The sequence below is a fragment of the Flavobacterium sp. genome, assembly GCF_044369455.1.
Lineage (GTDB): Bacteria > Bacteroidota > Bacteroidia > Flavobacteriales > Flavobacteriaceae > Flavobacterium.
In genome coordinates, this window is the sequence record NZ_JBIPLW010000006.1 from 140,956 (window position 1) to 167,892 (window position 26,937).

General features: G+C 34.7%; 24 protein-coding genes. 8 read left to right on the forward strand and 16 right to left on the reverse strand.

Going from position 1 to position 26,937, the window contains the following annotated elements; genetic code table 11:
* Position 1 precedes the first annotated feature (1 nt).
* The 11 genes from ACIQ2L_RS07835 to ACIQ2L_RS07885 form a co-directional block, all read right to left on the reverse strand.
* Positions 2-652: a hypothetical protein gene (locus ACIQ2L_RS07835; RefSeq protein WP_396157631.1), complete on the reverse strand. Its 651-nt coding sequence runs from the start codon at positions 650-652 to the stop codon at positions 2-4.
* Between the two features lie 6 nt (positions 653-658).
* Positions 659-1,498: a hypothetical protein gene (locus ACIQ2L_RS07840; RefSeq protein ID WP_396157632.1), complete on the reverse strand. Its 840-nt coding sequence runs from the start codon at positions 1,496-1,498 to the stop codon at positions 659-661.
* A 98-nt stretch (positions 1,499-1,596) separates the two neighbouring features.
* A complete protein-coding gene (locus ACIQ2L_RS07845) occupies positions 1,597-2,622 on the reverse strand; it encodes a T9SS type A sorting domain-containing protein (protein ID WP_396157633.1) in 1,026 nt (341 codons plus the stop codon).
* Positions 2,623-2,695: 73 nt separating this feature from the next.
* Complete coding sequence (locus ACIQ2L_RS07850; RefSeq protein ID WP_396157634.1) at positions 2,696-6,541, reverse strand: hypothetical protein; 3,846 nt, start codon at positions 6,539-6,541, stop codon at positions 2,696-2,698.
* Positions 6,542-6,667: 126 nt separating this feature from the next.
* Positions 6,668-7,666: a hypothetical protein gene (locus ACIQ2L_RS07855; protein WP_396157635.1), complete on the reverse strand. Its 999-nt coding sequence runs from the start codon at positions 7,664-7,666 to the stop codon at positions 6,668-6,670.
* Positions 7,667-7,719: 53 nt separating this feature from the next.
* Positions 7,720-8,997 carry a patatin-like phospholipase family protein gene (locus ACIQ2L_RS07860; protein ID WP_396157637.1) on the reverse strand — a complete coding sequence of 426 codons (1,278 nt, stop codon included), beginning with the start codon at positions 8,995-8,997 and terminating at the stop codon, positions 7,720-7,722.
* Between the two features lie 149 nt (positions 8,998-9,146).
* Positions 9,147-10,145, reverse strand: coding sequence for an endonuclease/exonuclease/phosphatase family protein (locus ACIQ2L_RS07865; RefSeq protein ID WP_396157638.1), 999 nt, complete (start codon positions 10,143-10,145; stop codon positions 9,147-9,149).
* Positions 10,146-10,240: 95 nt separating this feature from the next.
* Positions 10,241-11,353, reverse strand: coding sequence for a hypothetical protein (locus ACIQ2L_RS07870; RefSeq protein WP_396157639.1), 1,113 nt, complete (start codon positions 11,351-11,353; stop codon positions 10,241-10,243).
* Positions 11,354-11,385: 32 nt separating this feature from the next.
* Positions 11,386-11,682 (reverse strand): hypothetical protein, encoded by a 297-nt coding sequence (locus ACIQ2L_RS07875; protein WP_396157640.1) that lies wholly within the window; start codon positions 11,680-11,682, stop codon positions 11,386-11,388.
* An 81-nt stretch (positions 11,683-11,763) separates the two neighbouring features.
* Positions 11,764-12,816 carry a pYEATS domain-containing protein gene (locus ACIQ2L_RS07880; protein WP_396157641.1) on the reverse strand — a complete coding sequence of 351 codons (1,053 nt, stop codon included), beginning with the start codon at positions 12,814-12,816 and terminating at the stop codon, positions 11,764-11,766.
* Positions 12,817-12,884: 68 nt separating this feature from the next.
* A complete protein-coding gene (locus ACIQ2L_RS07885; RefSeq protein ID WP_396157642.1) occupies positions 12,885-13,658 on the reverse strand; it encodes a M15 family metallopeptidase in 774 nt (257 codons plus the stop codon).
* A gap of 514 nt (positions 13,659-14,172) precedes the next feature.
* Here ACIQ2L_RS07885 and ACIQ2L_RS07890 point away from each other — a divergent pair.
* The 4 genes from ACIQ2L_RS07890 to ACIQ2L_RS07905 all read left to right on the forward strand — a co-directional run bounded on the left by ACIQ2L_RS07890 (position 14,173) and on the right by ACIQ2L_RS07905 (position 16,833).
* Positions 14,173-14,655, forward strand: coding sequence for a hypothetical protein (locus ACIQ2L_RS07890; RefSeq protein ID WP_396157643.1), 483 nt, complete (start codon positions 14,173-14,175; stop codon positions 14,653-14,655).
* 71 nt (positions 14,656-14,726) lie between these two features.
* Entirely contained in the window at positions 14,727-15,377 is a 651-nt protein-coding gene (locus tag ACIQ2L_RS07895; RefSeq protein WP_396157644.1) for a hypothetical protein, read from the forward strand.
* Entirely contained in the window at positions 15,353-16,132 is a 780-nt protein-coding gene (locus ACIQ2L_RS07900; protein ID WP_396157645.1) for a sensor histidine kinase, read from the forward strand. Before ACIQ2L_RS07895 ends, ACIQ2L_RS07900 begins: the two co-directional genes overlap by 25 nt.
* A gap of 50 nt (positions 16,133-16,182) precedes the next feature.
* On the forward strand, positions 16,183-16,833 hold the full coding sequence (locus ACIQ2L_RS07905) for a response regulator (protein WP_396157647.1): 651 nt from the start codon (positions 16,183-16,185) through the stop codon (positions 16,831-16,833).
* A gap of 27 nt (positions 16,834-16,860) precedes the next feature.
* Here ACIQ2L_RS07905 and ACIQ2L_RS07910 read toward each other — a convergent pair whose 3' ends face one another.
* From ACIQ2L_RS07910 to ACIQ2L_RS07925, 4 genes are all read right to left on the reverse strand, one after another.
* Complete coding sequence (locus ACIQ2L_RS07910; RefSeq protein WP_396157648.1) at positions 16,861-17,088, reverse strand: hypothetical protein; 228 nt, start codon at positions 17,086-17,088, stop codon at positions 16,861-16,863.
* 87 nt (positions 17,089-17,175) lie between these two features.
* The gene (locus tag ACIQ2L_RS07915) at positions 17,176-18,081 is read right to left on the reverse strand and encodes a prohibitin family protein (protein WP_396157649.1); all 906 of its coding nucleotides are present in this window, start codon (positions 18,079-18,081) and stop codon (positions 17,176-17,178) included.
* Positions 18,082-18,139: 58 nt separating this feature from the next.
* Positions 18,140-19,522 carry an MATE family efflux transporter gene (locus ACIQ2L_RS07920; protein WP_396157651.1) on the reverse strand — a complete coding sequence of 461 codons (1,383 nt, stop codon included), beginning with the start codon at positions 19,520-19,522 and terminating at the stop codon, positions 18,140-18,142.
* Between the two features lie 122 nt (positions 19,523-19,644).
* Positions 19,645-20,520: a PPK2 family polyphosphate kinase gene (locus tag ACIQ2L_RS07925; protein ID WP_396157652.1), complete on the reverse strand. Its 876-nt coding sequence runs from the start codon at positions 20,518-20,520 to the stop codon at positions 19,645-19,647.
* Positions 20,521-20,627: 107 nt separating this feature from the next.
* Between ACIQ2L_RS07925 and ACIQ2L_RS07930 the strand changes: the two genes are divergently transcribed.
* The 4 genes from ACIQ2L_RS07930 (at position 20,628) to ACIQ2L_RS07945 (ending at position 25,096) form a co-directional block, all read left to right on the forward strand.
* Positions 20,628-21,452, forward strand: coding sequence for a DUF6929 family protein (locus ACIQ2L_RS07930; protein WP_396157653.1), 825 nt, complete (start codon positions 20,628-20,630; stop codon positions 21,450-21,452).
* Positions 21,453-21,610: 158 nt separating this feature from the next.
* A complete protein-coding gene (locus tag ACIQ2L_RS07935) occupies positions 21,611-22,111 on the forward strand; it encodes an RNA polymerase sigma factor (RefSeq protein WP_396157703.1) in 501 nt (166 codons plus the stop codon).
* Positions 22,112-22,113: 2 nt separating this feature from the next.
* Positions 22,114-23,037, forward strand: coding sequence for a hypothetical protein (locus ACIQ2L_RS07940; RefSeq protein WP_396157654.1), 924 nt, complete (start codon positions 22,114-22,116; stop codon positions 23,035-23,037).
* Between the two features lie 28 nt (positions 23,038-23,065).
* Positions 23,066-25,096 carry a von Willebrand factor type A domain-containing protein gene (locus tag ACIQ2L_RS07945; protein ID WP_396157655.1) on the forward strand — a complete coding sequence of 677 codons (2,031 nt, stop codon included), beginning with the start codon at positions 23,066-23,068 and terminating at the stop codon, positions 25,094-25,096.
* Between the two features lie 103 nt (positions 25,097-25,199).
* Here ACIQ2L_RS07945 and ACIQ2L_RS07950 read toward each other — a convergent pair whose 3' ends face one another.
* Entirely contained in the window at positions 25,200-26,834 is a 1,635-nt protein-coding gene (locus ACIQ2L_RS07950) for an ABC-F family ATP-binding cassette domain-containing protein (RefSeq protein WP_396157656.1), read from the reverse strand.
* Between the last annotated feature and the right edge of the window lie 103 nt (positions 26,835-26,937).

Below are 26,937 nucleotides of genomic sequence, written 5' to 3' on the forward strand. Positions count from 1 at the left end.
TCTAGCGGTTTTCTTGAAATTTTATTAATGAAGAATTGATAGTAGTGCCTATCTCATTGTAAGGGGTAACCCTTATTAGTTTTAGAGAATTTTTATTAAAAATACCCTTTTTAATCTTAAATGAGTTTAATGTTTTAGAATAATTACCCTCATATTTTAAGTAACTTTTCCACAGTAAATTTCCTTTTTTATCATAAAATGCGTAATATTCCGGACAACCAGAAACACAATCTTCACCACCACTTAAATAATAGAAAAAGTCATTCTTTCCTTTAATAACACCAATGAATTTCAATTGGTTCTTAGAGTAATTGAAGTCTCTCTTGCTCCTTTTTAATTTCAATATCCCTTTATTAGAATCAACAGCCAATGACTTTATGGTATCATTACCCTTAAGAAAATACAATTGTTGGGTTAAAACGGGCTCGTTCAAATCGAAAACATCAGAATCCTTAATGGTTTCATCTCGATAGCTCTTTGTAATTACAAGTAAGGAATAGCTGTTGTTTTTTAATTTTATTCCATAACTATAAGAATACTTTTTTGTCTTTTTAGTTATCTTTTCACATTGAGGATGTTGATAAGCTATTGAGACTATATCGCTATAGAAGACTAAAAAAAAAGGTACTAGAAATAAATAAACTTTATACATTAAATATTAAATTAAACTACCTACCGGTGTTGCAATTATGGTTAAACCGTTAAGCTCTCTGGCGATATAGCTCTTGAAAATTTCTTTACCTAACTTTATATCTATTTGCTGGTCTTTTCCTCCTGGTAGTGATGACCATCGACCATTTAATTTTTTCATTGCATTATCGACATCACCCGATTTAATTTCAACCGCAGCTCTTTGAAACATCAAATACTTAGCAAAGGTATCTTGACTTTTTGGAGAAAAGTCAGTAACTCCAGCTTTATCTTTCAAATCATCCCATGTGAGTACATTTATCTGGAAAGCCCCAGCTGGACTCTGAGCTTTTGGATTTCCCCAAGAAACTACATATTTTCTTGGATGATCTTTATAGTCTGCCGGGGTTTCTTCATAACTAGAGTCCGTAAAAGTTCCTCCACCGTCTTTTTTTCTTCCGTATAAAAAATTATAGTCAGTAGGTTTGCCAGCACTATAATTTTCGGTCATTCTCAATGTTGACATAAAAGCCCTTGTGTTTAATTCTGCATTAGTCATTTTTAATCGTACTGGCTTATAAAACATATCATAATCTTTCTGATTGATTTTACTTTTTGGGATTGTTTTCACTTCATCGCATACTACAACTTCATTAGAATTACCATATTTGCCCAACAAAGTGCCATCATAAAGATAATAAAAACCATTAGCCGAATTACGTTTTTTAGTAACTAAAGTTTGATCAATTGTAGTATCTTCAATTATCTCTCTTTCAAGTTTCGCAATTAACTCATTGACAGGATTAAAAGTGCTCTCTTCTGCAAAAAGACTTTTATAGCCCAATATTTCACTAAATGATTTTTCCATATTATTTTTTATTAAACCTAGAGAGAATCTTTCTCTCTAGGTTGTATTAATAAAACATTTTTATTTTGTTTAGTTCCAAAATTTACTGAGTAAACAATTTAATTTTTGATTATTTTTTTATATACTTTTTGTCCCTCAACTTCAATGCAAAGTATATACAAACCGCTGCTCAAATCTTTACTATCAATACTGTTATTGGTTTTGCCACTTTTGATTATTTTGCCCATAGTGTCACAAATGTCATATTTAATGCTTTGTGCGCCATCAAAGTCAATAAAAAAGACATCTAAAACTGGATTTGGATAGACTTTAATTTTTGAATCTAACGTTTGTTCTTGGCTGGATAATGGATTCGTGTAATTAATCCTAAATGCTAAATCCTGTTGAATGTCGGGTGCAGAAAATGGATTACCTGTATCTGATAAGGAACTAAAGGTATTTGAAATTACATTATACTGATTAGCATTTCCGTTGCCTCTAGAACCAATTGTTGTAGTGGGAATAAATTTAAAAATAGCATTATTTATTGCCCTACCTTGATATTCTATCCAATATACCCCAGCAGATAAATTTGCTGTTATGTTTCCTCTTATACGCCAAATTCTGCGAGTTTCCTCTGGAGGTGTAACAGGAGAAGGTATCTGTGTGTTACTTATTCTTAAAGTAAACATATCTTGACTATTTGAGGTATCCAATACGTTAGTCGTCATATTACCCGATACCACTGTGGAGGTAACAAGGTATGGAAACCCACTCCAAATGCGAACTCTAAAAACATCTAAAGGCGCTGAGTTACCCAAAAAATTTTGCTGATAGCAAAAGGCATCAACACTACTAATGTTCCAAGTTTGCCCAAAAGGAATTGTAAAGTCGTCAAAAACTCTTAAATCTGTATTGAAACCATTAAAGTATCCATCAAAACCAAAGATGTTATTGCTTTGTGTTGTATTACCTGTATTGTTTTGGCATTCGCTCCATTCATGCTGAGAAGGAACAGTTGGTGCAGCTACTCCACTCTTTGTAAGTGTTCCTGTGGAAATTAGTCCGTTATTGTAGCTCAATTGAGCTTTAACTGAAGAAGTTAAAGCTATTGAAATAAATATTTGTAAAACTACTTTTTTCATAATATTATACTATTAATTTTTTTTAAATAAGATTACTTAATGGGGCAGCCTACACTACCCCATTTTTTTTTAATTAATTGCCACCTCCATTAGATAGTGTATTTTTAATTTCCTCAATATCGGCTTGAATTTCTTCAATACTTTCGGAAACGGTTTCAAGCTCATCGGTGATATTACCGAGTTGAACATCGTCGGGGTTTTGCCCAATAATATTCATTTGGTTTCCATTACTATCCAGCACTGGTTCGCCATCTGAGTCAAACAAGAGGTTATCTTTGCAGTCATCATCACACGGAAGTCCCTCAACATTCAACCCGATTGTTCCAGCTTGAATCACTGTTAACGAGGTTGGCACTCGGCTTTCCCATGTTTGCTCTACTTCGCCTGTTGGCTCTTGTAATTCTTTTACTATTGATACAAATAATGGGTCGTTCATAGTAGGTACTTGTCCGCCATTCCAAATTTGTCCGGTTGCCATGTACCAATTTACTACTTCTTCAAAACCAGGGCGCACCGTAATAATAACTCGTGCCATACCGCTTTGCAGAAAAGAACGGAAAACAGCATCATCTACTTCATCAACATTATAAAGCGCTTTCCAATTTTCTTTTTTTGCCCAATAAAATGGATAGAAGTAATAACTCATTAAGTTCCACTCAAAAGCTTGTTCAAAGAATTTTACTTTGGCCGCATAAGTTTCTAAATTGGGATCATCATACTTTACTCTTGAATCTTGATATGTAGTTCCTGTAATAAAGGATTCTTTACCCAATGCAGCATGACTGATCATGTACTCAATACAATTTTTGCGTAATACTGTATTCTCAATCTGACGGTAGAATAGCGGATTCGTTTTTATTTTCTGGGTTTGAGTAGCATTTAGTTCCGCCATTTTATCGTTGTATTCTTTTAGGCGGTCTTCATAGGCAGCAATGATGGCGTTGAAGGTTTCTATTTGCCATTGTTTTTTGGCTTCGTTGGTTAGTTGGCATAATACACTGAATGTTGCATGAGCTTCTGGTTCTGAGTCGTAAGCTGTTGCAGCAATAGGAACTTTTTGGACGTAAGGGTTAATAAAAATGTGTTCTACAAAACCGTTTTCTTTGATGTTTGCACCATGATTATTGCTTTGACCATCCCATGGATTATTAGTGTTTGTTGTATTAGGCAAGCATTTTAGACTTTTTGAAATTTCACCTATAGTTGTAATAATTTGTGGCCATTCTCTACCTGTTAAATGATACATCATTTGAGCTGTTGAATACCCTTTTGTTGCTGAATATCCTTCTGGCACAGTAATTTCATCACTAATAGAAAAATATTTTTGATCCCTTCCTTTTGGACTTATTAATTTTAAACTTTTTCCAACTTTTATAGTTTCCTGGGGCATAGCTTCAACCTCAGCATTATAAATTCCTGCCCAATGCGAATAGGTTTCTTCTTTTACATCCAAAAATGTTTTCAAAGCTAAACCTCCTGTAATTGTTCTAGGGTCAATAGGTTTAATCAACTCTTCCACCTCATTGTTTTTTGCTTTATCATCAATGGCCCTAGTATGAAAAACGGCTGGTTCAGGGATCATAAATTCATACATCAATCGTTTGCCATAATTAACTACTTGGTTTCTATAAATTTTATCAACCCAACGATATACGCCCGATATGTGTTTGTCGCCTTTTCGGTTATCATAGCCGTGCTTATTGGTTTCTTCGAACTCTTCAATGATTTTGGTAATTCGTTCTTCTTTTACTTTTTGAACGACACGTTCTAATACTCTTTCGGTAACTTCTTGAGCAGACGTTACTGCCTGATGGTTGGATGTTTCTTGCGAGGTGTTGTTAGCAAAGTCGGCTCCAGCCGTCATTCCACCTCCGGTCCAACTTTGATTTACGCTTACGTTTGCTCCAAAAGCGTTTTGTTCAGCCAAAACAGAATTTACCTCTTGGTTCATTTCAAAACGTTCCGTTGAAGTAGTATCAGTAAGTTTTTCTGTTTCCTTTTCTTTACTTGTGGTTACAGTATCTTCTTGACGGCGCAGACGGCGTGTTGCTTTTTCCTTATATTCTCGTGCCATTACATTTTCGATGTGCGAAACTTCTCCCGGCACGTAGCAACAAATCTCTTGTTCTACTTTACGGTAATCGGCAATTCCCAATCGTTTAATACCATATCCTGATGGAATGTAGTTAATCACATTTTGCTGAATAGTATTTGACCCTGACGGAGTTGATCCTACAGTAGATGGTACAGTTCCCGAAGAAGCACTGCCGTCAGTATCGGTTGATCCTGATGAACCTGTTGATCCCGAAATTGCATCTTCGTATGAATACTTTCCTACACCTCTTGCAAATAGATTTGAATTGTTGCCTGTGTATGTAATCGGATTTCCCTCGCTATCATGAATAGCATTAATATCAGTATTAAGACTTGAGACCCTTTCAACTACTTCAAAACTGCCTTCTCCAAGTATTAATTCTCTTTGTGTTGACGAAAAAAATGTTCCTGAAATTCTAAAAGTACAGGCTTCTGGAGCTTCAAAATAATTAGCAGGTGTATTGAAAATATTTAAAACTAATTTCCCGTTATGCCATTCTATGTTTTGAGCTACGTTGTTATATTCTCCATCTATGACAGTTACGTTTGCGTCATCAAAACTAATACTATAACTACCTGAAACTATATCTGTCCCCATTTCCATATCGGTGAATGTTAGCGCTAAATATTGGTTATTACCTGTACCTAAAGTTGTTATTGCAAATCCACTTGAGATTCTAGCATGACTAGCACTATCGTTGGCAGTGGCGAATGCAACTCCATTTACATTCGCAACTCGTTTTGAGGTGGTGGTTCTTTCAAATTGCTTAGCAGTTAGCTCATTTAGTTTTTCATCTATTAAATCAAAAACTTCTTTGAAAGTTGAAAACAATAAATCTGTTTTACATTGTAGAACAAACTCATTATAAATACTTTTGCCTGATGAAATCTTTAAACTATACTCTAATTCTCCCTCTGGTTGAAAATTGTATTCAGGAAGCTCAAGATTTTCATATTCTATATATTTAGTTATCTCATTAGTAACTGGGTCGGTATGAGTAATCTCAACAGGTGTTGCTGCATCATAGGCTGCTTTTGTATCAATATTATATTGAGTATTATAAGCATCCAATGAATTTTTATACTCGATTTTGTACTTTCTTTCAACCGCTAGTAGCCCTTTTTTAATCGACTCTAATTGACTTTTGAGATTTTTTATTACTAATAATTCATTTGCTTTTTGAAGCTCTTTTGTATTTACAACTGCTTCTATTTTTGATTTTGTTTTTTTATTGGATTCAGCTTCACTATTTTCCTCCGATTCAAACATAAACTTTGGAATGATTACTCTTGCTTGAGCCAAAATCCTTGTCTCCTCAACAGTACCCGATGGATTATAATTTCGAATAAAAAAATCGGCTACCAATACTGCGATAATAGCATCTCTTACATAGTTTGATTTATAAGTAATAATTTGGTAAAATAAATTGTCCCATAATGTTATCGCTGGAAACGGTTTTGCTTTTAGTGAATTTAATTTATCCATCCAATCTTTTATCTCATTAAGCTCAAAAGTGGTTCTGTTTTTGGTAAGCCATATCGCAAAATCATAAAAAGACTCCGTTAGAAGATCCTCTCTTATTTTTTCTCTATTTTTTATAGCACTATTTTCAAAACCTTGTGCCTTTTCTTGCAACACTTGCATTTTAGTTTTACCCGGTTCAATAGGATTTAAACTACTTAAAAACACACTAGTGTAGGTTGTATTACTGTCTTTAATCTCAGGATGCTGAACAAAACTAGCATCTACTTCATTTTTTTCCAGTAATTCTGGAGCTCTCATGGTTATAAACCGATAGAGCGTGTTTTTAACTTCTGTTTTCATATTTGTTTTTTATTATTTTTCGCCTACTTTTTTCAGCCATTGGCTTTGCTGTTTTTGCTTCAATTATTTATTTATCATTCCGAAGGTTGCGGATCGATTATTATGCTATCAACTATCCTAAAAAAGTTAAACTGCTTTTGCTTCTTTATTTTTTAAATACCTACCCACTAAAAAAGTTATGATAGGTGCTATGATGGTTGAAATTGCCCAAGCTATGTTTCGATTCATTTCTTCCCAAACGCTTCCCAAAAAGCTTTGTTCAAAATCGATGTCTATTTTAAACGTCTTGGTTTTGCTTTCAATCGGTTGTTTATCAAGGTTTAGTGGTGTAATGACTAAATTGAGTGTTCCTTTTCCGTTAGAATTTTCTTTGGTAGTCACACTCCAGTGCCACTCGAACGTTTCTTTTAAAAAGGCAGCAGTTTCTTTATCTAATACTTGTTGTATGGGCACATTAACCTCATCAATTGGTTTGATAACAAACTTATCGTCATCGCCTTTTAATTCTATTTTTACATAATAACCAAGATTTACCTTGCGCGTAAGAATATCTTCTTTGGTCAAAAGTTTATCTCCGTTTTCTATTCGTGATTCATTGATTGATGCTAAAAGACTATTTTGTATTTCTTCTTTGGTTAACAAACTTCCCAGTTGTGCTGCTACTTCATAGGTTTGTTTTTCTCTCATTTTAACCGGACAATGAAAAGCAACATTGCCTATTAAGTTTTCGGGTAACACAAATTGCTGTTTTGTAACTACTTTGGGTTGGATAGTTGCCATTTTAGTTTGGAGCCCTTTTTTTTGTTTTTCGAGCGCTTCAATTTGACTTTTAGCCTGGCTGAGTTGGGTTTCTATTTTTATCATGTTTTCTTGTCCCGAAGAATTATTTACTCCAGAACCGTCTCTTTGTAACCTTTCTATTTCATATTGTAATTCCGCAATACGAGAATTTTTAATCTGCATTTCGCTTGCAATATTTTCTGCTTCTTTGATAACATTACCATATTTTTCGGCTAGTTCCTTATTATCTTTTTTTAAATCGTTTAAAGCAGCTAAGGTTTTCTTGTTACTCGAGCAACTTATACAAATCAGTATCAGAAATACGAATAGAATGAATTTTTTCATGTTTTATTTTTTAGTTAACTGCTTTAAATCCAAGAAGTGCTTCTCAATTTGTTTTACATTGATTTATTGTAATAATCCGCTTTTTCTTTTCTAATTTTTCGATAGCTTTCCCAATCAAAGCTTTTAAGGAAATTAGCAGCCGTTAGAGCGCCTTTAACAAATAAATCTATTTGAGCTTTGTCTGTTAAATTGAAATCGAGCCAATTATGTTCTCCGGTATCTACGTAACCGATAAGGTGTTTGAAATCGGGATTTTTTTGAAGGAATTCGAAATCATAGGCAAACCGAGACGTATCAAACATAGACCCAACTATACTCATAAACTTATTGTTTTCATTTACTTCATTTTTGTCATAGCCTAGTTTTACTCCAAAAGTGGGTGCGCTTGGAACTTTGTGGTTATTATGGAAAATATCAATTGGAAAATTTGAAATAATGCCACCGTCCATCAGTAATACTTCTTTGGGTACAGAACAACGTAGACCCGTAGATGCATTCCATCTTTCCCAGCTAGCCTTACCTTGAGGGATTTTTGAAATTCTATGTGGTGTAAAAAAGAAAGGAATCGACATTGAGGCTCTGACAAAATCTGCTGGATTTTGTTCTAAAGGTTTTGAATAAAACAAGTCAATCATTTTGGGAAACACAATTTTACTCTCCGTCGTAATATCGGCTGCCACTATGGCAATTTCACTGATATGGTTTACTTGATTATATTCTTCAAGGGTTTGAATACCATTTGTGTCAACAATTTTATACAGTTTGTTATCATCACCAGAGGTTCCTTTTTGTCTTAGATCTAGTAAATCTTGATAGGTTTTTATTCCTTTATCTGCTAATAATTTGGTAAGCCATTTATGGAAATTTTTGCCCGGATTTAGTCCAAAATCATTTTTAAAGTTATCAATTACCTGTATGGCTTTTAGCGCTAGTTTTAAATTGCCCGATTGTTTAATTAATGCATTAATAAATTCTTTGGCATCTTTATCACCATCTACAAAATCATATAGTTTTTTATTGCATAAACAATCCAATATCCATTCCGATTTAGTTTCATCTATTGGACCAGCAGCAGCCATAAGTAGTGTATTGATGCTTCCAGCAGAAGTTCCGGCAAGGCTCAGAAAACGAATTCCCATTTGCTCCAACACATACACATAACCCACCAATGCAACGCCTAAAACGCCGCCACCTTCTTGCACCAAATCGACATATTGATGACCTTGTTGGTCGACAATATTTGAAAATCGTTTGTTACTTTCCTTAATTTTTTTTAAATCATTAAGAATTGTTAGAACCTCTCCATTATTCGTAAAATCTTCTGCTTTCATGATGTAAATATTTATGTCTCCTACTTTGGTCAGGCATCGGTTTTCCTGTTTTGTTTCTTCACGAAAGATTCTTGTGATTTGTCGGCACGGATTCCTTCTGCAATCGCTTCGCTCGTGTGCGAATCCGCGCTATCGGGTACGATTACAATTTAGTTATTGACTCTTCTTTTAGCTTTTCTGGCTTTTGGTTTAGAATCTACTCCAAATCGGGTGAGCACCGGTAAGTGATCTGTAATATCATTTTTGATGGAGTTGATTAGTGTTTTAATCTCACCAGCCGATGCGCTACTTGCCAACAGATTTTCTAGCGCTATCCACTTGATAACACCACCTGTTTTATTCATTTGGGAAGCAAAATCAGAAGTTACTATCTTAAGATCGAGAAGACTACCTACGTTATTTTTATTACGATAGTACAGGTGGCTGTAATCGCTAGGGTCGTTTATTGATTCAAATTCAACAATGCCGTTTTTCTCTAAATCACGCATGGTGCCCCACGCTTTGGCTGTTGGTGGTTCGTTCCAGTCGCCTAGCAAAATACAATCGGCATCATAATTATTGCCATCTTTTACTAACCAATCGGCTAGTTTGGCGCAAGACAATGTGCGTTGTAGGTCGTCTTCGCCCGTATTGCCTCTATCCATTTGCGATTTGAGGTGCAGCCCTACAAGTTGAAAATCAATACCTCGTTTGCTGCTAATGGTGCTTTTGCAATAAAAATAGCTCCACAAGGGTTGGCGCGGAAAAACATCTTTGCCACTTGGGGTGGTTACTTCTTTTTTGGCAAATAGTTCACGGGTGTCGTCTTTGGTACGCACCCAATCCATATCCCACATTACGGCAACGCGTTGTTGTCCTCCGGTGTCTCCATAGGCCACTTGGTAGTTGCCTTTTCCGGCGGCTTTTAGCGATTTTGCCATGCCGTCTAGCGACCCGTGTGCAATTTCTTGAAAGACGAAGATGTCAGAATTAAGGATGCTTAATACTTGTTCTATTTTGGCTACTTTTTCGGGTTCGTTTCCGTCGAACCATCTCAAATTCCATTGAACAATGTCTAGAAAATCGTCGGTATCGTTAAACTTCGGGTCTATAGCACCCAGTAATACCGAGATGTTGTCATTGGGGATTTCGGTTGTGTTTGTTCCCATTTTGTTTTGTTTTAGTTGGCCTACTCTAGTTCCTCTTTTCGGCTTGCGAGGGGATGTTTTGAAATGTTTGGATCTAAATGCAGTAGTAGGCTAAATCAGCCACCAAAATTATATGTAAGATTTAAAAACCCTAGTAGATTAGCATTGTCAATATCATACTTTACTGTAATAGGAATCCAAAAATCATTTGCTAATCGTATTCTAAACTCTGCATTGGCAGTGATGATTTCATCATCTTCATCGGGTAATACGTTTTTATAAACCTTAGTATATTCACCCAAAGCTTTAACTTCGAAACAGCTAACATTTTCAGATGTATTTCTTAACAATACAAAGTTTAACCCTGCTTTTCCATTAAAAGTAGTTCTTGGCATATTTACCAATGTATCATCATCATAAGTAAATGTTCCTCTAATATCAATTTGGTCACCTGATTTATCAATTCCTTTAAGATAAACGCTACTTACAGAACATTTATTGAATTTTCCATCGGTATTTGTAGAACCATCAGCTGCTAATGTCCAAAGTGCTTTGCCGTCTATTTTATCCATTTCAGATTTTCTAACTTGCTTTAAATATTTAACATGATCTGAAATATCAGTCGATGTTAGGCTTTTGCCATCTGCGTATGAAATAGTAGCAGCTGTTGTTTTAAACTCCTCAATGATTCTATCATAGTATGGATTTCCAGTTATATCATATTCAACATCGTTTAAAATATCATCACTAGCTTTATTCAATAAATCTAATTCTGTTTCAGTTATTTCAGTTGCAGCTAATCTTGATTGAACCTGCTGAAATGCAGTGATAAATTTTTCTCTTTGCTTACCATAAATACCTTTTGCTAGATTCACTGTTGCTTTATCTCTTCCATTGACAATAGCATAAGTAAAACCACCAGAAAATCCTTTATATTTATAGTCTTTATCTAAATTGACTTTAGCATTAATTTGAAAGTTTCTTAAGAAGTAAGACTTATTTATGGTTAAATCTGATATGTTTTTTAAATCAGCATTATACATAATCTTAAAAAGGGTGGTGTTTAATTCTAACGATTTTTCATCTTCAGTAAGGTTTTTTGTAGTCAACTGAATAATGTTATAAAAGGCATCTTTAAAATTACCCGTTCTTCTATTCTGAATTTTATCTATTTCATTTTCTATTAAATCTGTTTGAGAAAAAGAAAATGTAAAACAAAGTAGTGCCATTAAAATAAAATATTTTTTCATTAGGATAATTATTATATGAATACTTTAAAAATTTTAGAATAAATTGGATTTGTCATACTGTACCTTTTTGTTTTTGTTATTCCATTATTATCGGTGTATTCAACTTCAACATTAGTACTTCCTCCAATAGCATTTTCGCCTGAAACAATTACATTGTACTCTCCTCCAGCTATTGTAAAACTTTCATCAAAAGAACCATTTCTTTTAATTCTCGTGTCATCATTACTATTGACTTTGTCAATAAAAATAAAAATTGGTACCGGTGCAGTTCCACCAAAAACATCTACTTTAATTCTAACATTTCCCATAATTTCTATAATTTAATTACACTTACTATATAATCCTCTTTTCGGCTACCGAGGGTTGTTTTTTTTAAGGTTTTTATTATTTTATCTTTCTCTAAAAATTCTTGGAGCATCTGGTAGTTCGGCTAAATCAAGCTCCAATTTTGTTGCACCATTATCTGCTTCTACACCAACAGTAAAAGCTCCATAGCTAATTAGTTTATTTTCTGCTTTTCCATTAATTACTTTTATAATTTCCTTTTCGTTATTAAAAGAAGGATGCAAATGAAAAATAACTTCTCCCGTAAGTGGATTTGCAACATTTGTAGAGGTTACTTCAAGATCAACAACAAATAATTCTTTATCATAAGATGTCTCTCTTACAATAGCTGTTATCTTTCTTCCATAATTTTCATTAAGTCCTCCAAATTTTCCTTTGTTTGGGTCGTTTTCAACACTATCATCATTTCTAATGTTGATTTGTTTTTCCTTAATCTCTTGCGTAACATCTGGAAACGTGCTAATAATGGCATCCTTTTCGGCTTCAATTTCTTTTTTCTCGATAATTACATTCTCTAATTGGACTTTCGTTTCTTTATACATTTGTTTGAATTTGGCATCAGCTTCTTTTAAAATATCATAAAAGTATAATCGTGTCCAGATATACACCATCATAAAACCAAGAACAGTGAAATAAAGAATTATAGCAACAGATGCATTAGTGCCCATATCATTTTTTGGATCATATCCTAAGATTGAAGTTCCCAGTTTTTCTCCAACATGATGTAATGCTTTGGGAATATTATATATTTGAGTAAGCCCAACTCCAACAATAATTTTAGTCAACCAGTCACTAATTTGAACAAGATTATCATTGTGTACTATATCAGAATTGTTATTGTTATTAGTGTCGCTAACAGAGGACTGAATTATTTTTGGAATTCCAAACAAAAAACCCGTTAATCCACCTAAACCATAAAAAGCACCCGCAATCAATGAAGCATTTCCAATTTTGAAAAACAAACCAGATACTTGGCTTTTGTCAAAATATACCCATGATAAGGATATGATAAAGACAATACCCATTATGAGCATCCATTTTAAAATCACAAATACGTCAGGTAGGTTTTTAAGAGATAATCTTCTATTGTCGTCCATAATTTCTAATGTTTATAATCCTGCCTACTCTATAATCCACTTTTCAGCTACCGAGGCAATGTGTGTTTTTACTGTATTTTAGCAATTTCAAAGTGCATTCCGTCTTTTCTAGTAAAATGTCCGCCCCAATAAAATCCGTTGTTGTTGGCGATTTGCACCAATTCTCTAACGCTTCCTTTTTGTCCTACTAGCGCCGGAATAGTACCCAGTCGGTTCCAATTGACATTGATATCAAAAGCGGTCCCAAAGGCATGGTTGCTCAACACCGTTTTGCTTCCTCTCACAAAACGCGGGTTATAAGCACCATCCCAAGTGATCACTTTATGCAGTAGTCCTGCTGTCTCCCAGTCTTTAAACAATTTGATCAGTTGGTTGGCTCCTTTTTTATGAAAATAGACGGTTGCCGTTCCTTTAATCGGAATGAGTTGCGGCACCAGCACTTTAATGATGTTTTGACTATCCCAGTTGTTGGTAATTTCGATGTTCTCTGGATTGCCTTGTAATGGCTTTGATTTGAATTTTAGGGTGCCAAATACCACGGCACGTTCGGCATTTGAAACTAATGGCGGAAAGTTGGGTTTGCTTGGAAAGTTTTCACTAGTAATATCGGTTCGGGTATCGTCTATGAGTCCAAATCCCAACTGCATTGCGCGTCCTACCGATTTGTTGCCCACAACACCATCGGGTTGAAGTCCTTGTTTTTCTTGAAACGCTATGGTTGCGGCATGGGTAATCGCATCAAATTTGCCCGTTACTTGTCCGTGATAATGTCCTTGCCCCATTAAGAAGTATTGCCATTTTTTTACATCGTTGTTTTCAACGCCCAGTTTTAGAAGTTTCATACCATAAAAATTTATTTCCAGCCTACTCTAGTTCCTCTTTTCGGCTCCCGAGGGTGTTTTGTCTTTTTCGTGTACGTCACCCATCAAATCAGGTGGTTTACGATTATATAAATGTTACAAAAGACAATGAGTATTGCTGTCACAACAAGTAATGTAATCAAAACCCTAATTATTTTTTGAAATGAAGCATGGTCTTGATTCGTATCGGTTTCTTTTTTCATAATGCTTGTATTATTTTTTTAAAATACCCTGCCCTTTATTTAAAGTACCACAAACTTTAGTAAAAGAGCAGGAATATTTACAACTAACTTAACTTCTATTTTGTTAAGAAATCAGCAAAAGAGTACATTAAAAAACTCATTTCTATGTTCTTAGCTTTTCTGATTTTACAAACTTCCAACATATAAGGTCATCAAAACAGAGTAGAAACCACAATTTAAAATGTGGTTTCTACTCTGTTTTATTATTAAATTATATCGTTAACTTTGAGACAATCATTTAAACCAAATTATTTATGTCTAATTATGAACTACCCTTAGAACTTATTGAAGATTTAGTTGACAATTACAAAACTCACCAGTTGGTTTCAATTAAATACTCTGCGAAATTCCCAATGGTTTTTGACGCTACCGCAGCCTTATTCTCACTAGGAAAGTTAAAAGACTTTATAGCAACCATAGAGGAAGAAGTAGCCAAACACCCGGAAATACCTGTTAGCAATATTGGAATTCGGTTTTATTATGCTGCGTATCCTGACCAATCAAATTGGGAAGATGAAAATTATGAGGCATTAGATACGGTTGACCCCAACTATGCTAAATTACATACCCTAATTGCCGTTCCAACCACAGAAATTGATGGTATCAATTATGACTTTAACCCTTATGATGTAAGCACCTATAACGGAACTAAACCATCTGGAAAAGGAACAGGCATCATGGCTAAAAATCATGGTGCATTATATCCACCGGGTACTAAAACGGGACTATGGTTTTAAATAGATAAAAACACGTGCTGTTTCATTTTAAAATTTAACTTTGAGAAAGTGAAACAGAACGTGTTTTTTATATGGAAGAACTTTTGAAAACTTTAGCCAGTACAATGAATTTTGCCGAAGGTATTCCGGTCATTGTTGGGCTTTACTTTTATAAAAAAATAAAAAATACGTATTGGAAATGGTTTTTGTATTATTTGGCATTTATATTTTGCATCGAGTTTTTAAGTTACAATGAAATTATATGGGATGTATCCAGAATAAAATATGTTTATGGCTTTGCCGTTATTCCTATTGAATTCTTGTTTTTGTATTGGCTATACGCTTGTAAATCACTGAAAAATGTCAATCTTTTTCGTTGGTTTTCGTTGGTTTACTTGGCTTCCTTTATACCACATTTATATTTGGAGAGTGAAAAAACAATGGTGTACTCGTTTAATTATGTCGTTGGTGCTTTTTTACTGGGGATTCTTGTTTTTTTAGAATATTTAAAACAAATTCAATCGGATGAAATAATTCGGTTTAAGGAGAACATGATGTTTTATATTAATTTAGGGGTAAGCCTATTATATGTTGGAACGTTGCCATTGTTTTCGTTTTATGCTATCGTTTATAAAAACAATGAAATTTTTACAAACTACTATGTCTTCTTTTTACTGATAAATCAATTGATGTATCTACTTTTTTCAATGGCTTTTATATGGGGGAAACCGAATACTTACTAATCACTATTGTCTTTAACCTTTTTTTTCTACTTTTTATGGTAGCCATCTTTCTTTATATTTGGAAATACCGCAGAAAGAAAAAAGAAAATGAGTTACAGCTTACGTATGAAAAAGATCAGCATCAAAAGGAACTTTTAGCGACACAATTGGAGATGCAAAAGAAAACCATGCAAGAAATTGGCAGGGAAATTCATGACAATGTTGGACAAAAATTAACCTTGGCGAGTTTGTATTTTCAACAGTTGATTTACGAAAACAAAGTAGCCTCAGACAATAAAAATGTGGCTTCTATCAATTCGATTATTAATGATTCCTTATCCGATTTAAGGCAATTATCCCAATCCTTGAGCGATGATAGTATCGAAAATAAAACATTACCAGAATTACTAGAAATAGAGAGTCAAAAAATTAATAGTATAAAAAAATGTGAACTTATGGTAGATAACCTCAATCTGTACAACAAACAAAGTTATGCCGTCAAGAGTGTTTTGGTGCGGGTCACCCAAGAGTTTATTCAAAACGCTATTAAACATTCTGATTGTAATTTGATACAAATCAATCTAAGTAAACAAAATGAATTGTTAACGTTAACCTTAGTAGATGATGGAAAAGGTTTTGACCTACAAACCAAAAAAGCGGACGGTATCGGGCTCCAAAACATGAAGAAACGAGCCGAAATTATTGGCGGACAGTTTTTTTTAAACAGCACTAATAACGGAACATCCGTTAGTATAAAAGTTCCTTTTCAGGAGTAAAATATTTAAACATTCACTACTTTCGTACTAGTAGAAATAACCTATTTTATATGAAAAATACCATAGTAATTGTTGATGACCACATATTAATAGCAAAAGCTTTAAGCAGTATTATTTCTAGTTTTAAAGATTTTGAAGTTTTATATGAATGTGAAAACGGTAAAGAACTTCAGGATAAGCTAGCCGATAAAAACAACATTCCGACTATTGTACTTCTTGATGTGAGTATGCCCATTATGAATGGCTTTGAAACTGCAAAATGGCTCACAACCCATCATCCTGACATATTAATCATGGCTTTGAGTATGCAAAATGAAGATCAAAGCGTCATAACGATGCTAAAAAATGGTGCCAAAGGATACCTTCTTAAAAATACCTATCCTTCCGATTTAGAAAATGCCTTACTTACGATGCTTAAAAATGGTTTCTTCTATCCGGATTGGGCTGCCAAAACTATTTTTAATGATATTGAAAATAAAGAAAAATCAAAGGCAGCAATTCGAGCACAATTCACCAAACGAGAACTCGAGTTTTTAAACTATGTCACCACCGACTTAAGCTATAAAGAAATAGCGGCTCAAATAGGATGTAGCACGCGTACGGTAGAAAACTGTAAAGACAATATTTCTCAAAAGTTACACATTAAAACCCGAGTGGGACTTGCTGTGTATACGATTAAAAATGAGTTGTCCTCACTTTAAATTTTTAATAAGGTTTTATTGAAAATACTACTCTTCGTAGCCTTCCATTTCTTTATCGTAGAATTCTCCGGCTAAAGTAATTAAATGCTCCATTTCAGATTCTAATTCGGTTTCGTCTTCCCCTTCTAAATCTTCCAAAAACTCCACTTCATCATCTTTTAAGTTGATAATAAAACGTGGAAAATCGAGGTGGATTACAAATATATCATCTGGAAAATCAGAGTTATCGGCTAGAACAAATTTTGGTAATTCCATTTTTAATTATTTGTTTTTGGTTTGTTGTTTATGGTTTATGGTTTGTTTTTCAACTCTAAACAACAAACCATAAACAACAAACAGTTATTATTTATCCGACAAAATAACCGGCGCACTTCCTTTGCCCATAAAAATAATTTTGGTATTAGACGAAGTGGCTATTTCTTTTTGCGCTTTGATTTGTTCGTATTGCAATTGCTTATCGGTCAAACCTGTGGATATAATTCTTTGGTAATCGGCAATACCTTGTGCTTCTACTCTTTTACGCTCGGCTTCTTGCTTTTCTTTTTGTAGTACAAACTGCATTTTTTGTGCTTCTTGTTCGGCATTAATTTTGCTTTCAATAGTCGTTTTTACTGAAGCAGGAAGATTAATATTTCGAATTAATAATTGCTCTAACACCAAACCTCTTGATTTAAAATCGGCTTCGATACTTTTAGTAATTCGTTGTTGAAATTCACCTCTTTTAGAAGAATATAGTGCGACGGCATCATAATAAACTGCATTATCTCGAATACGCGTTCTTGTTACAGGTCGAACAATTTTATCGGTATAGTTTTCTCCAATACTCTTTAAGATTTTTGGAGCATCATTGGGTAAAACCCTATATAAAACAGTTAAATCTATCACAACTTCTAATCCGTCATTTGATAAGACACGAATCGCATCGTCTCCATCTTTGTCGCCTTCATCATGAATGGCCGACATGGTATAGTTTTGGGTTTGCGCATCAAAAATGGTAATGTCTAATAAGGGATTGACCATATGCAAACCACTTTCTAAAACATCGGGTTGCACATTTCCAAAAAGTGATTTCACACCTAATTTTCCGGCATCTATTTGTTTAAACGATGACGATAACAAACCAATCAAAATAATTACAATGCCGAATATTTTAAATAGATTAGCAAATTTTGCAATAGGGTTTTCATTATTTTTTAGTGTGAAACCGATAATAATTAAGATAATACCAATAATAAATGAAAGTATCATTTTATAAATTTTTAGATTATATGCTGGTTATACGTAACTCTCTTTGGGAAGTTACATTTTATGATGATGCATTATCGGAAACCAACTTTTTAGTTTGATAATGAAATCGAATAAAGAGAAAAAGTGCAGCAGCTGTCAATCCAGCCAAAAGTCCAATCCAAACTCCGACCGCTTTTAAATTTGTATAAATACCTAAATAATACGAAATCGGAAATCCAACAATCCAATAGGCAACAAAAGTAATATACATTGGAATTTTTACATCTTGCAATCCGCGTAAAGCGCCCAAAACAACCACTTGTATTCCGTCCGAAATCTGAAATATTGCAGCTACTAAAAGCAATTTTGCTGAAATAATAATTACTTCTTGATTGTCTAGTAGTTGCCCTTGATTTTCCATATTAAGAAACAAATAAGGTAAAATTTGATGCAGTATAACAAATAGTAAAGCAAAAACAATTTCTATAATAATAGCTAGCAAAAATATGGAACGTGCAACAACAATTAACTGTTTGTATTCTTTCAACCCTTTTTGTTGACTAATTCTTATCATTGCTACCACGCTCAAACCCATGGCCACCATAAAGGTCATTGATGCCAAACTCAGGGCTATTTGATTCGCTGCCTGACTGGTCTTCCCAATCGTGCCACAAAGCCAAATAGCTGCGGTAAACAAGACTACTTCAAAAAGCATTTGCATGGCAGAGGGAAATCCAAGATTGATGATTTTTTGTAGCATTTCTTTCTTAATTTCATCAAAACTAAAATCGCTGAAGTACTGTTTTAATTGATCTTTTCGTGATAAAATGATGTGCATAAAAGTGACCATGGCAATACGGGATAATACGGTTCCTAAACCAGCCCCGAGAATACCCATTTTTGGGAAAATCCAAATACCATAAATTAAAAAATAATTAATAATGACATGAAGAATGTTTGCCATTACGATAGCATACATCGAAACTTTTGTCAATGACAAACCGTCTGCAAATTGCTTATACCCTTGATACACAATTAGGGGCACTAAAGAAAAAGCCACCCAATTTAAAAAAGGTCGGGCTAAAACAATCACTTCTTTGGGCTGATGTAGTAATTCCATAATGGGTTTGGCTAGCAATACCAATCCGAATAGCATAAAACCTAAAATGATACACAAAAACAAACCATGATGAAATATAGAGCGAATTTTTGATGTGTTATCTTCAGCATCCGCTTTGGCTACCATTGGGGTAATGGCTGTAGAAAATCCAATGCCAATAGACATGGCGATGAAAATCAAACTATTTCCTAATGAAACAGCCGCCAATTCGGTTGAACCTAATTTGCCAACCATAATATTATCGACAATACCAATTAGCGTATGACCAAGCATTCCAATAATTACAGGATACGCTAATCGTAAATTATAGGAGAACTCCTTGGTATATTGGGTTAAATTCATTTTGCAATTTGTAGGTTGCAAAGATAGCTGATTGAATTGCAATGACAATGGCAAAAATCAATGGTAAAGGGATTGAAAATTTAACTAATTAATAATTATTTAAATTGATATATATTTCTAAATTAACCTTTTAATTGCTCTTTATACAAATCGATATTTGCTTTTACCTTTGGGTCAAGTTCGGGTTCTTTTATATCCGTTAGTTTTTGTAGTTCTTCCCAAATGATTTTTGCGACAATGACGCGTGCCATTTCTTTATCGTCGGCTGGAATTATAAACCAAGGCGCATTTTCTCTTGAAGTATTGTTAATAGCTTCTTCGTAGTACTTCATATAATCATCCCATCGTTCTCGCTCTTTTAAATCGCCTATAGAAAACTTCCAGTTATCTTCTGGATTTTCCAATCTTTTGAGCAATCGTTTGCGTTGTTCCTCTTTACTCATGTGAAAATAAAACTTCAAAACCAGTGTGCCGTTTTGGGTTATATGCTTTTCAAAATTATTGATATGCTCCATTCTGTTTTCCCAAAACTGTGGCGTAATGTCTTCCACGTTCTCAATGCCTGGTAAATTTTCAAACAAAATATATTCGGGATGCACGCGCGTTACCAATACATTTTCATAATGGGTTCTATTAAAAACGGCAAATTTTCCTTTTTCGGGTAAAGCCAAATAATGGCGCCATAAATAATCGTGTTCCAACTCGGTCGAATTGGGAGTTTTAAAACTATGCACTACAACACCACGTGGATTAAACTCTTTAAATACTTCGCGAATCAAACTATCTTTGCCACTAGTATCCATGCCTTGTAGGCAAATCAAAACACCATATCGGTTGTGGGCGTACATGGCATCTTGACGTTTGCTTAATTTTTGTTGAATTTTTAGCAATTCTTCTACTTTTTCATCATCACTGGCTATATTATTTAAATCTGTTGGGATTTTTGACAACGAAATTGGATTTATAACTCTAAAATCATCTGGATTTATGCTTTTCATAACGTAAGTATTTATATTTGTAAATATACTAATTTTAGGAGCTGATTCCCGCTGTCCGCGCTACATGGTAGCTCGCTCCCATCGGGGCTAATTATTTAGGCTAACTTATGGAAAAATTTCAACTTTCAATACTGTTTAAAATTATCGGAATCGGTTCTGCCTCTGGTTTGGTATATCACGAAGACAAACTATATATCATTTCAGACAACAGTTCCTTTCTTTATGAATATACAATATCAAACAAAAATTTAAACAAAATAGCTTTGGTTGAAAATCCACAAGAAACTATCATCAAAAAAGACAAACCCGATTTTGAGTCGATTTCTTTTTTGGGAAACAAATTATATATTTTAGGGTCAGGTTCTACCAATAACCGAAATAAAGTTGTGAAGTACAACCCAACATCAAAAAAAATTAATGATAAAGATTTCAGTATTATTTTTCAGGATATCAAAACACAACTTGATATAAAGGATGAAGAACTTAATATTGAAGGTTTAATTCAGCACAAAAACATCATCTACTTATTTCAAAGAGGTAATGGTGCCAATAGTAAAAACGGAATCATCTATTCTAATGAAGATATAGAAAACCGGATTTTTAAATTTGTACCTTTTGATCTACCCAAAATAAAAAATGTATCTGCCACTTTCACCGATGCTATTTTAATAGAAGATAAAATTTACTTTCTGGCTGCAGCTGAAGATACAACTTCAACTTATGATGACGGTGAAGTTTTGGGAAGCATTATTGGAACGATTGATTTAAAAACCATGAAAATACTTAATTCAATTCAAATTAGTGATACTCATAAATTTGAAGGACTAACCTTATACAAAAAAACAGCCACTCAAATAGAGTTGCTGCTTTGTGAAGATACTGATACAGAAGATTTAGAAACTACTATTTATACCTTAGCAATAAGGAATTAGGGAAAAGGAATTAGAAAAATAACATTCCTTATCTCTTATCCCTCTTGACTTTTAAACTTTTTTTTCAACCCCTCCCAACCTTTTTATAAAATAAGTTCTCTTTAGTTACAAAGACATTCATTTTGATAAACGAAATACTCATAACAGCCTGTAAAAAAATGCAACGTGATGCCCAGCGTCAGGTGTATGAATATATGGCTCCCAAGTTGTATCACACCTGTAAACGGTATTTGAAAAAAGAAGAAGAACTTGAAGAAGTAATGGCTGATGCGTTTTATACCATATTTACTAAAGTTGAACAGCTGAAAGAAAATGGAGCTTTTGAAGCTTGGGCTCGGAAGATTGCGGTAAATCATTGTTTGTATCAATTAAAGCGCAATGTGAATTTCAATCTTTATTTAGAAGATAATCCGTTTCGGATTCAGCCCGAGAGCGCCGAAGAAACACCATTGGAAGAAGAAGATTTACTGAAATTATTGGAACATATTCCGGAAGGTTGTAAAACGATTTTCAATTTGTTTGTCATTGAAGGTTACGGTCATAAAGAAATAGCGGTAATGCTTAGTATTTCGGAAGGAACATCCAAATCGCAATTGAATGTTGCCAAGACCAAACTGAAAGACCTGGTCAATCAGTTGTATTATCAAAAAGCAAAATAGTCATGGAAGAAAATAATTTGTTACACCAAATCAAATCGGCTGCCGAAAGCGCTGAAACCAAAGGTTTTCCGGGAATGGAGAAAGTCTGGCAACGCGTTGAAGAAAAGCTCGATAACAAAGAAGATAAAAAAGCGATGCTACTTTGGAAAAAAATAGCTGTAGCAGCTTCGCTCCTGTTAGTTGCCACCTTAGGATATCAGTTTTTTAAAACCCACCCAAATAGAATTCAACCAAGCGGTGTGGTAATAACAACTGATTCTATCCAAAAAAATAATGCTGCATCAAATGAAGTAGTAACAATAGATTCAAAATCTGAAGGTGCATTAAATAAAACAACTTTAAATCCGGTCATTAAAAAAGAAGCTGAAGAAATTTTAAATACACAAATAAAAACGCCAAATCAAGTGGCGTTAGAAGAAAGCATCAAATCGGATGACATGGTACTCTCGACAGGAATTTCCAGCACTGCCATGAGGTATTCAGCACCAACACCAGCTGGAGTAAAGAGCATACCAAATCAAGAATATTATTTTGTTACTAAAAAAGCCGATGCTAAAGATGTTGAGTTATTTATGGATAAAAGCAGTCAAACTTCTAGTGAAAAGAAAGAAGAACCTTTGGTCATCATTGACGATAAAGTATCTAAAAAAAACTTGAGAGAACACGAATTTAACCAGGCCGATTCTTTAATAGTTTTAAACGAACCACTTTATATTATTAATGGTGTCGAATATACCGAAAAAGAAGTCTTTGGACCGAATCCGACTAGTCCTTATACGCCATTAAATCAACAGCAAATCGAAACGCTTTCTATACTGCAGCATGAAAAAGCAATCGAAATCTATGGCAGTAAAGGCAAAAAAGGCGTCGTCATTATTACCACCAAAAACGGAAAACCCGTAACCGCTTCGAAGAAAGCAAAATAACAGTGTTCAACTTTTAAATTTTTAAGTCATGAAAAGTATTAAACTCATTTCATTAGCCATAGCTATGCTCTTTTGTACCGTAGCTAACGCGCAAAACTCGAGCGCAAATCAAAGAACCATTACTGGAGTAGTTTCAGACAAAATCGGTCCGTTACCCGGAGCCAATGTAGTTGTAAAAGGAACTTCCAGAAATACGCAAACTAATTTCGACGGCAAGTACCACATCAAAGCCAGTAAAGGAGAAACCTTAGTTTTCAGCTTTATCGGAATGAATGATACTCAAGTAAAAGTTGGAGATTCGAAAGTAATCAATGTAACCATGAAAGAAGACACTATGAAACTTGAAGAAGTAGTGGTTCAAGGCTATGCTAAATCAGTTTCAAAATCAAGAACCCTTGCAGCTATGCAAACCGTTTCTTCAAAAACTGTCGCAAACAGACCTAATGTAAACGTTATTCAGTCGTTAAAAGGTCAAGTAGCAGGAAGTAATATTACATTAGGTTCTTCGCAGCCGGGTTCCAACAAAATTAGTGTAATTATTAGAGGTGACTCATCACTTAGCGTTGATGCTTCCAATAAAAACAGTATTGTCCAGGATCCCATCATCAATTCGGGTTTGTATGATGAAAATGATGAGGATTATGGAATGTTGATTGAAAATGTTTTTGAAAGTCCAAAAACAGCTCCGTTCTCTACTTTTTCTATTGATGTAGATAATGCTTCGTATACCAACATTCGTCGTATTATTAATGCAGGGCAAAAGGTTCCGAAAGATGCCGTTCGGGTTGAAGAAATGGTTAATTTCTTTAAATATCAATATCCGCAACCTAGCGATAAACATCCGTTTTCAATTACGACCGAATACAGTAATTGTCCGTGGAATAAAGATACCAAATTAGTTCGCATTGGCTTGCAAGGAAAAATCCTTCCCACTGATACTTTGCCGGCATCGAATCTAGTATTCCTTATAGATGTTTCGGGTTCGATGAGTGATGAAAACAAATTGCCATTGGTAAAAGAATCTTTGAAAGTCTTGGTAAGCCAATTGCGTGATGAAGATAAAATCTCTATTGTGGTTTATGCCGGAGCAGCCGGAATGGTCTTGCCTACCACTTCGGGAAGTCAGAAACAAACCATTATTGATGCTTTAGAAAAATTGCAATCAGGCGGAAGTACTGCTGGTGGAGCCGGAATACAATTAGCTTATAAAACAGCAACAGAGAATTTTATCAAAGATGGAAACAATCGGGTAATCTTAGCCACTGATGGCGATTTTAATGTAGGTGCTTCTTCCGACAGCGATATGCAAACCTTAATTGAAGAAAAAAGAAAATCAGGTGTATTTTTAACGTGCTTGGGTTTCGGAATGGGGAATTACAAAGACAGTAAAATGGAAACCTTAGCGGATAAAGGCAACGGAAATTATGCGTATATCGATAACATTCAGGAAGCGAATCGCTTTTTAGGTAAAGAATTCAAAGGTTCAATGTTTGCGATTGCTAAAGATGTAAAAATCCAAATCGAATTCAATCCAGCTCACGTCAAGTCATACCGATTGATTGGTTACGAAAACCGCAAACTCAATCCAGAAGATTTTCAAAACGATGCCATTGATGCGGGCGAATTAGGCAGCGGACATACCGTTACGGCCTTATATGAAATCATTCCGGTGGGTATAAAAAGCAAATTTTATATCGAACCAACCACTTTGAAATATACCAACACCAAAGAAACGGAACCGAGCGACAGCGAATTGGCGAAGCAGACCAAATTTAATAATGAATTAGCTACTGTAAAATTTCGCTACAAAAAGCCTGATGGCGATAAAAGTATTGAGATGATTCGCGTGATTGAAGACCAATCGACTGAAATGACGGACAGTTCAAGCGATTTAAAATTTAGTTCAGCGGTTGCTTGGTTCGGATTGAAACTGAGAGATTCCAAATTCATAACCAACAAATCCATGTCAGACATCAAAAAGTTAGCAAAAGAAGGTTTGGCCTACGACGATCAGGGCTACAGAGCTGAGTTCATCCGATTGATGGAAGCCACAAATTAATGAAAAAGAAAATAGTTAAGTGAAGTTGAGTGTAGATTGATGAAATCCTGTCTGGTGCACAACGGACAGGATTTCTGATTCTCTAAAACCTGAGTTCTACAGTCTATTTTTCTATTTCCCTCAAACTTTCCATTTTCTTATGCGCTAAGAAACCTTTCAAATCTTCAAAATGTTCTTTTACGCGTTTGTTGCCAAATTCGAAAACTTTTTCTGCTAATCCGTCGAGGAAATCTCTATCGTGAGAAACTAAAATCAGTGTTCCGTCAAAGTCTTTAAGCGTTTCTTTAATAATGTCTTTAGTCTTCATATCCAAATGATTAGATGGCTCATCCAGAATCAATACATTAACGGGTTCTAACAATAATTTTATCATCGCCAATCGTGTTTTCTCACCACCTGAAAGCACTTTTACTTTCTTCTGTACATCATCACCATGAAACATAAACGCACCCAAAATATTCTTGATTTGCGTTCGAACGTCACCAACAGCAATGTTGTCTATCGTTTCAAAAATGGTAGCATTTTCATCTAATAAGGAGGCTTGGTTTTGGGCAAAATAACCAATCTGTGAGTTGTGTCCTATTTCGACACTTCCACCATTGATTTCAATTTCTTTCATAATGGCTTTAATCATGGTTGATTTTCCTTCGCCATTTTTTCCCACAAAAGCCACTTTCTGACCGCGTTCGATAACTAAATTGGCATCTTTAAATATCAAATGTTCACCATACGATTTTTCTAAATCACGCACAATTACAGGATATTGTCCTGAGCGCACCGATGGAGGAAACTTTAGTTTTAATGCCGAATTATCAATTTCGTCTACTTCAATTGGAACAATTTTTTCTAACATACGAACACGAGATTGAACCGCATCAGTTTTTGAAAAAGTACCCCGAAAACGTTCAATAAAAGCTTGATTATCGGCAATAAATTTTTGTTGCTCGTCGTAGGCTTTCTGCTGGTGCACCCTTCTATCCTTCCGTAACTCTAAATAATGGGAATATTTGGCCTTATAATCATAAATTCTTCCCATCGTCACCTCGATGGTTCGATTGGTAATATTATCGACAAATGCTCTGTCGTGGGAAATTACCATTACGGCTTTTGCCTGATTAATTAAGAAATCTTCCAACCACTGAATACTGTCCATATCCAAATGATTCGTCGGCTCATCTAACAAGATCAAATCGGGTTGTTTTAAAAGAATTTTTGCCAATTCGATACGCATTCTCCATCCACCCGAAAACTCCGATGTTGGTCGGTTAAAATCTTCACGAACAAATCCCAAGCCTTTCAATACTTTCTCTACTTCAGCCTCATAATTCACTTCCTCAATCGAATAGTATTTTTCGCTTAACTCAGAAACGCGTTCAATCAGTTTCATATAGGCATCGCTTTCGTAGTCAGTGCGAATCGTCAATTGCTCATTGATTTCGTCTATTTCAGCTTTCATTTTAAAAACCTCAGCAAACGCTTTTGAGGCTTCTTCCATTACGGTGCAATTATCGGCAGCCAACAAATGTTGCGGTAAATAGGCAACAACCGCTTCTTTAGGAGCAGAAATGTTTCCGCGTGTTGGTTTATTTTCTCCCGCCACAATTTTTAAAAGTGTCGATTTTCCCGCCCCATTTTTCCCCATAAGGGCAATTTTATCGGTTTCATTGATGGCAAAAGTTACTTCGCTAAAAAGTGTGGTGCCACCAAATTCAACGGCTATGTCATTTACAGTAATCATTTTCAGATTGTTAGATTGCTGCGCCAGTTCGCTGACGCTCGTGTTTTAGACTTCTTAGACCATTTAGTTCGTTAGAAATCTTAGCTTTTTGAAGCGGCAAAGA

Excerpts from the sequence above, each read along its gene's own strand:
- ACIQ2L_RS07835 (WP_396157631.1), bottom strand. The coding sequence starts at position 652 with ATGTATAAAGTTTATTTATTTCTAGTACCTTTTTTTTTAGTCTTCTAT.
- ACIQ2L_RS07840 (WP_396157632.1), bottom strand. The coding sequence starts at position 1,498 with ATGGAAAAATCATTTAGTGAAATATTGGGCTATAAAAGTCTTTTTGCA.
- ACIQ2L_RS07845 (WP_396157633.1), bottom strand. The coding sequence starts at position 2,622 with ATGAAAAAAGTAGTTTTACAAATATTTATTTCAATAGCTTTAACTTCT.
- ACIQ2L_RS07850 (WP_396157634.1), bottom strand. The coding sequence starts at position 6,541 with ATGAAAACAGAAGTTAAAAACACGCTCTATCGGTTTATAACCATGAGA.
- ACIQ2L_RS07855 (WP_396157635.1), bottom strand. The coding sequence starts at position 7,666 with ATGAAAAAATTCATTCTATTCGTATTTCTGATACTGATTTGTATAAGT.
- ACIQ2L_RS07860 (WP_396157637.1), bottom strand. The coding sequence starts at position 8,997 with ATGAAAGCAGAAGATTTTACGAATAATGGAGAGGTTCTAACAATTCTT.
- ACIQ2L_RS07865 (WP_396157638.1), bottom strand. The coding sequence starts at position 10,145 with ATGGGAACAAACACAACCGAAATCCCCAATGACAACATCTCGGTATTA.
- ACIQ2L_RS07870 (WP_396157639.1), bottom strand. The coding sequence starts at position 11,353 with ATGGCACTACTTTGTTTTACATTTTCTTTTTCTCAAACAGATTTAATA.
- ACIQ2L_RS07875 (WP_396157640.1), bottom strand. The coding sequence starts at position 11,682 with ATGGGAAATGTTAGAATTAAAGTAGATGTTTTTGGTGGAACTGCACCG.
- ACIQ2L_RS07880 (WP_396157641.1), bottom strand. The coding sequence starts at position 12,816 with ATGGACGACAATAGAAGATTATCTCTTAAAAACCTACCTGACGTATTT.
- ACIQ2L_RS07885 (WP_396157642.1), bottom strand. The coding sequence starts at position 13,658 with ATGAAACTTCTAAAACTGGGCGTTGAAAACAACGATGTAAAAAAATGG.
- ACIQ2L_RS07890 (WP_396157643.1), top strand. The coding sequence starts at position 14,173 with ATGTCTAATTATGAACTACCCTTAGAACTTATTGAAGATTTAGTTGAC.
- ACIQ2L_RS07895 (WP_396157644.1), top strand. The coding sequence starts at position 14,727 with ATGGAAGAACTTTTGAAAACTTTAGCCAGTACAATGAATTTTGCCGAA.
- ACIQ2L_RS07900 (WP_396157645.1), top strand. The coding sequence starts at position 15,353 with ATGGGGGAAACCGAATACTTACTAATCACTATTGTCTTTAACCTTTTT.
- ACIQ2L_RS07905 (WP_396157647.1), top strand. The coding sequence starts at position 16,183 with ATGAAAAATACCATAGTAATTGTTGATGACCACATATTAATAGCAAAA.
- ACIQ2L_RS07910 (WP_396157648.1), bottom strand. The coding sequence starts at position 17,088 with ATGGAATTACCAAAATTTGTTCTAGCCGATAACTCTGATTTTCCAGAT.
- ACIQ2L_RS07915 (WP_396157649.1), bottom strand. The coding sequence starts at position 18,081 with ATGATACTTTCATTTATTATTGGTATTATCTTAATTATTATCGGTTTC.
- ACIQ2L_RS07920 (WP_396157651.1), bottom strand. The coding sequence starts at position 19,522 with ATGAATTTAACCCAATATACCAAGGAGTTCTCCTATAATTTACGATTA.
- ACIQ2L_RS07925 (WP_396157652.1), bottom strand. The coding sequence starts at position 20,520 with ATGAAAAGCATAAATCCAGATGATTTTAGAGTTATAAATCCAATTTCG.
- ACIQ2L_RS07930 (WP_396157653.1), top strand. The coding sequence starts at position 20,628 with ATGGAAAAATTTCAACTTTCAATACTGTTTAAAATTATCGGAATCGGT.
- ACIQ2L_RS07935 (WP_396157703.1), top strand. The coding sequence starts at position 21,611 with ATGCAACGTGATGCCCAGCGTCAGGTGTATGAATATATGGCTCCCAAG.
- ACIQ2L_RS07940 (WP_396157654.1), top strand. The coding sequence starts at position 22,114 with ATGGAAGAAAATAATTTGTTACACCAAATCAAATCGGCTGCCGAAAGC.
- ACIQ2L_RS07945 (WP_396157655.1), top strand. The coding sequence starts at position 23,066 with ATGAAAAGTATTAAACTCATTTCATTAGCCATAGCTATGCTCTTTTGT.
- ACIQ2L_RS07950 (WP_396157656.1), bottom strand. The coding sequence starts at position 26,834 with ATGATTACTGTAAATGACATAGCCGTTGAATTTGGTGGCACCACACTT.